1 protein-coding gene is annotated in these 255 nt (G+C 65.9%); it reads left to right on the top strand.

What is annotated here, in order from left to right:
• The coding region (locus tag EU800_RS26530; RefSeq protein ID WP_207210041.1) for a transposase at window positions 1-255 on the top strand (255 nt) is incomplete at both ends.

The following is a 255-nucleotide window of genomic DNA, read 5'->3' as shown; positions in this document are numbered from 1 at the left end:
TGGTCGCCTCGCAGGATATGAGGATGTCAACGATGCCGAGCGGCTGGCCCACGACCCGGTAATGCGACAGGTGGTCGGCCACCGTGCCGTCGATGGTCAGGCAGCGTCCACGTCGCAGGTGAGCCGGATCGAGACCGAGGGTCTGGCGACGGACAGCAACCGCGCGGCGGTCGCCGATCTGGGCGGCCAGTGGGTCGACCGTTTCCTCGACCGGACGGGGCTAAATTACATCGTGCTAGACATGGACAGCTCGGT

This window comes from Tropicimonas sp. IMCC6043 (assembly GCF_004146235.1).
Classification (GTDB): Bacteria; Pseudomonadota; Alphaproteobacteria; order Rhodobacterales; family Rhodobacteraceae; genus Tropicimonas.
This window is presented reverse-complemented; position numbering and strand designations above follow the sequence as displayed.